Source organism: Arthrobacter sp. YAF17 (assembly GCF_052113365.1).
In the GTDB taxonomy this organism is placed as follows: Bacteria; Actinomycetota; Actinomycetes; order Actinomycetales; family Micrococcaceae; genus Arthrobacter.
Genome location: NZ_JBFRDB010000046.1, coordinates 1 through 4,965, shown reverse-complemented (window position 1 = coordinate 4,965; position 4,965 = coordinate 1). Strand labels below are relative to the sequence as shown.

The following is a 4,965-nucleotide window of genomic DNA, read 5'->3' as shown; positions in this document are numbered from 1 at the left end:
GGGGCGTGTGTGGGGTGTGTGGTACGGGGTTGTTGTTTGAGAACTACATAGTGGACGCGAGCATCTTTTATAAGAAGCAATTTCCAAGAATATGAACCTGGATCTGACCTGGGCGCCTTTGGGTGTGTGGGTTGGTTTTCATGGTTCTCTCGTGAATTAGTTTTTTTGATCTTTTGTGGTCAAGTTTTTAAGAGCACACGGTGGATGCCTTGGCATTAGGAGCCGAAGAAGGACGTAGGAATCTGCGATAAGCCTGGGGGAGTCGATAACCGGACTGTGATCCCAGGGTGTCCGAATGGGGAAACCCCGCCAGGGGCGCGAGTTACCTGGTGACCCGCATCTGAACACATAGGGTGCGTGGAGGGAACGCGGGGAAGTGAAACATCTCAGTACCCGCAGGAAGAGAAAACAATAGTGATTCCGTCAGTAGTGGCGAGCGAACGCGGATCAGGCTAAACCGTTCCATGTGTGATAGCCGGCGGGCGTTGCATGGTCGGGGTTGTGGGACTTCCCACTCCAGCTCTGCCGGGCTGGGAAGGTGAGTAGTACAGGCATAGGTGAACGGTCTTGAAAGGCCGGCCAGAGAGGGTGTGAGCCCCGTAACCGAAATGTTGTGTACCGCCTGGTGAAGTATCCCAAGTAGCACGGGGCCCGAGAAATCCCGTGCGAATCTGTCAGGACCACCTGATAAGCCTAAATACTCCCTAATGACCGATAGCGGACCAGTACCGTGAGGGAAAGGTGAAAAGTACCCCGGGAGGGGAGTGAAACAGTACCTGAAACCGTGTGCTTACAATCCGTCGGAGCCAGTCTGATTCTGGTGACGGCGTGCCTTTTGAAGAATGAGCCTGCGAGTTAGTGTTACGTCGCGAGGTTAACCCGTGTGGGGAAGCCGTAGCGAAAGCGAGTCTGAATAGGGCGTTGCAGTGGCGTGATCTAGACCCGAAGCGAAGTGATCTACCCATGGCCAGGTTGAAGCGACGGTAAGACGTCGTGGAGGACCGAACCCACTTCAGTTGAAAATGGAGGGGATGAGCTGTGGGTAGGGGTGAAAGGCCAATCAAACTTCGTGATAGCTGGTTCTCCCCGAAATGCATTTAGGTGCAGCGTTGCGTGTTTCTTACCGGAGGTAGAGCTACTGGATGGCTAATGGGCCCTACAAGGTTACTGACGTCAGCCAAACTCCGAATGCCGGTAAGTGAGAGCGCAGCAGTGAGACTGTGGGGGATAAGCTTCATAGTCGAGAGGGAAACAGCCCAGACCACCAACTAAGGCCCCTAAGCGTGTGCTAAGTGGGAAAGGATGTGGAGTTGCGAAGACAACCAGGAGGTTGGCTTAGAAGCAGCCATCCTTAAAAGAGTGCGTAATAGCTCACTGGTCAAGTGATTCCGCGCCGACAATGTAGCGGGGCTCAAGTACACCGCCGAAGTTGTGGATTTCAGATATTAGCTAAGCCGCCCCTTGTGGGTTGGTTCAGGCGTCTGGAGTGGTAGGGGAGCGTCGTGTGGGCAGTGAAGTCGCGGTGTAAACCAGCGGTGGAGCCTACACGAGTGAGAATGCAGGCATGAGTAGCGAAAGACGGGTGAGAAACCCGTCCGCCGAATGATCAAGGGTTCCAGGGTCAAGCTAATCTGCCCTGGGTAAGTCGGGACCTAAGGCGAGGCCGACAGGCGTAGTCGATGGACAACGGGTTGATATTCCCGTACCGGCGAAAAACCGCCCATGCTGAACAGGGGATACTAACCGCCCGAGACCTGCCCGATCGCCCTTGTGGTGTGAGGGTTTTGGTGGAGCGCGGGACCTGATCCTGGGAGGCAAGCGTATTAACAGGTGTGACGCAGGAAGGTAGCCAAGCCGGGCGATGGTTGTCCCGGTCTAAGGATGTAGGGCGAACGGTAGGCAAATCCGCCGTTCATGATGCCTGAGACCCGATGGGACCCCCGTATGGGGGGATTTGGTGATCCTATGCTGCCGAGAAAAGCATCGACGCGAGGTTTTAGCCGCCCGTACCCCAAACCGACACAGGTGATCAGGTAGAGAATACTAAGGCGATCGAGAGAATTATGGTTAAGGAACTCGGCAAAATGCCCCCGTAACTTCGGGAGAAGGGGGGCCCCCATCGTGATGGACACTTGCTGTCCGGAGCGTGCAGGGGCCGCAGAGACCAGGGGGAAGCGACTGTTTACTAAAAACACAGGTCCGTGCGAAGTCGCAAGACGATGTATACGGACTGACTCCTGCCCGGTGCTGGAAGGTTAAGAGGACCGGTTAGCCGCAAGGCGAAGCTGAGAATTTAAGCCCCAGTAAACGGCGGTGGTAACTATAACCATCCTAAGGTAGCGAAATTCCTTGTCGGGTAAGTTCCGACCTGCACGAATGGAGTAACGACTTCCCCGCTGTCTCAACCATAAACTCGGCGAAATTGCAGTACGAGTAAAGATGCTCGTTACGCGCAGCAGGACGGAAAGACCCCGAGACCTTTACTATAGTTTGGTATTGGTGTTCGGAGTGGCTTGTGTAGGATAGGTGGGAGACGTTGAAGCCCGGACGCCAGTTCGGGTGGAGTCATCGTTGAAATACCACTCTGGTCACTTTGGACATCTAACTTCGGCCCGTAATCCGGGTCAGGGACAGTGCCTGATGGGTAGTTTAACTGGGGCGGTTGCCTCCTAAAAAGTAACGGAGGCGCCCAAAGGTTCCCTCAGCCTGGTTGGCAATCAGGTGTCGAGTGTAAGTGCACAAGGGAGCTTGACTGTGAGAGAGACATCTCGAGCAGGGACGAAAGTCGGGACTAGTGATCCGGCGGTACATTGTGGAATGGCCGTCGCTCAACGGATAAAAGGTACCTCGGGGATAACAGGCTGATCTTGCCCAAGAGTCCATATCGACGGCATGGTTTGGCACCTCGATGTCGGCTCGTCGCATCCTGGGGCTGGAGTAGGTCCCAAGGGTTGGGCTGTTCGCCCATTAAAGCGGTACGCGAGCTGGGTTTAGAACGTCGTGAGACAGTTCGGTCCCTATCCGCTGCGCGCGCAGGAAATTTGAGAAGGGCTGTCCTTAGTACGAGAGGACCGGGACGGACGAACCTCTGGTGTGTCAGTTGTACTGCCAAGTGCACCGCTGATTAGCTACGTTCGGATGGGATAACCGCTGAAAGCATCTAAGCGGGAAGCTCGCTTCGAGATGAGATTTCCATACACCTTGTGTGTGAGAGGCCCCCAGCCAGACCACTGGGTTGATAGGCCGGATGTGGAAGCGAGGACTAAAGACTCGTGAAGCTGACCGGTACTAATAGGCCGATAACTTACACCACACACCCTCTTCGTGAACGGATTCAAAAGACGTTCACACCAAGGAGAGGGTACAAAGAAACAAGACTGCTTGCGTCCACTATGTGGTTCCCAACCAACAAACCCGTCACCAGACGGCAGCGTTAGAAGGAACCGACAACAAAATAACAACACCACAACTGCACCCACAAAGGTGCAGGAAGCATGTTGTAACCACAAGTTTTCCCACCACCACCCCCAGGGGCGGAACGGTACGGGAGCAAGGGTTACGGCGGTCATAGCGTGGGGGAAACGCCCGGTCCCATTCCGAACCCGGAAGCTAAGACCCACAGCGCCGATGGTACTGCACCCGGGAGGGTGTGGGAGAGTAGGTCACCGCCGGAACATCGGGTGTGGGAGAGTAGGTCACCGCCGGAACATCATTACACGGTCGAGAGCCCCAACCACAGGTTGGGGCTCTCCCGCATTTAACGACATAAACCAAATATGGGCCACCCGCAGCGCGGCCCACCGGTCCAGGCACCGCGCCGAGTCAGCACGTCACGGCAATGYCACGCGCCAACACTGCCGCCAACTGCCCACTCACCGCAGATCATGCCGGCCACACCCGAACCCTCCCGCACACCCGGGGGCATATAGCCGCACCCTCCCGCCCTCCGAACCGCAGACGACCGGGGGCATACAGCCGCACCCTCCCGCACCTCCTGCCTGAGCGTCCAGGGCCCCACACCATCGCCGGCAACCGCAACGGCCCCACCCGCCTCCGAACCGTACGCGACAGGCCAGCAGCCGGCCGGATGCCGCCGTCGTCGGTCTTCCCGAAGTTCCGGCGCTATCCGCGGCAGCGTTGCCCCGGACACCGCCGGATCTTCGGGAGCATCCGGGCGGATGCCGCCGGAGATGCAGGAGCGTTGGAACATAACCTGCCGGAGCTGCGGGAGCGTCGGCAGTTCTGCCCTCCGCCTAGCCGCGCTTGCGCCCGGACGCCGTCTGTGAGACTTGCCACCGCTGCGGCCGTTTGGTCCGCTGCCGTTAGTCGCCCGCAGGGGACTCGCCTAGAATTGGATGAGATGTACGGACTTCGAAGCGCTTGATTTCGGGTTGCGTAGGAACGAGACACGGAATAGAGCGGCTGCGATTGCGCCAGTGGTCAGCTCATAACAGGAGGAATCCAGCATGGCTGAGCATAACGACGGTAATCGCGGCGGAAACGATCGCGGCAACTTCGGCGGCGGACGCAATTCGGGCGGCGGCGGATTCCGCGGCACCAACAACTCCGGCGGCGACCCCCGCGGGTACCGTGCCCGCGATGACCGCGGCGCTGGGGGATCCCACGGCTCGTCCAGCGACCGGGATCGTAAGCCCTACGGTGACCGACCCTCCCGTGAAGGAGATCGTAAGCCGTACAGCGGTGGCGGCGATCGGGATCGTAAGCCTTATGGTGACCGTGGCCCGCGTGAGGGTGGCGGGGAGCGTCGCAGCTTTGGTGCCGGTGGTACCAGTGATCGTAAGCCGTACAGCGGTGGCGGCGATCGGGATCGTAAGCCTTATGGTGACCGCGCTCCGCGTGAGGGTGGCGGGGAGCGTCGCAGCTTTGGTGCCGGTGGTACCAGTGATCGTAAGCCGTACAGCGGTGGCGGCGATCGGGATCGTAAGCCTTATGGTGACGGCGCTC

General features: G+C 58.1%; 1 protein-coding gene and 2 rRNA genes. 2 read left to right on the top strand and 1 reads right to left on the bottom strand.

Translation table 11 applies throughout. The features are described 5' to 3' along the window. The first annotated feature begins 177 nt into the window (after positions 1-177). Positions 178-3,313, top strand: a 23S ribosomal RNA gene (locus tag AB4Y67_RS18955). A gap of 244 nt (positions 3,314-3,557) precedes the next feature. After that, a 5S ribosomal RNA gene (rrf, locus tag AB4Y67_RS18950) occupies positions 3,558-3,674 on the top strand. 771 nt (positions 3,675-4,445) lie between these two features. On the opposite strand, the gene AB4Y67_RS18945 is transcribed toward rrf, so the two are convergent. Next, positions 4,446-4,965, bottom strand: a 520-nt coding sequence (locus AB4Y67_RS18945; RefSeq protein WP_441407300.1) for a hypothetical protein, incomplete at its 5' end; no start/stop codon positions are given.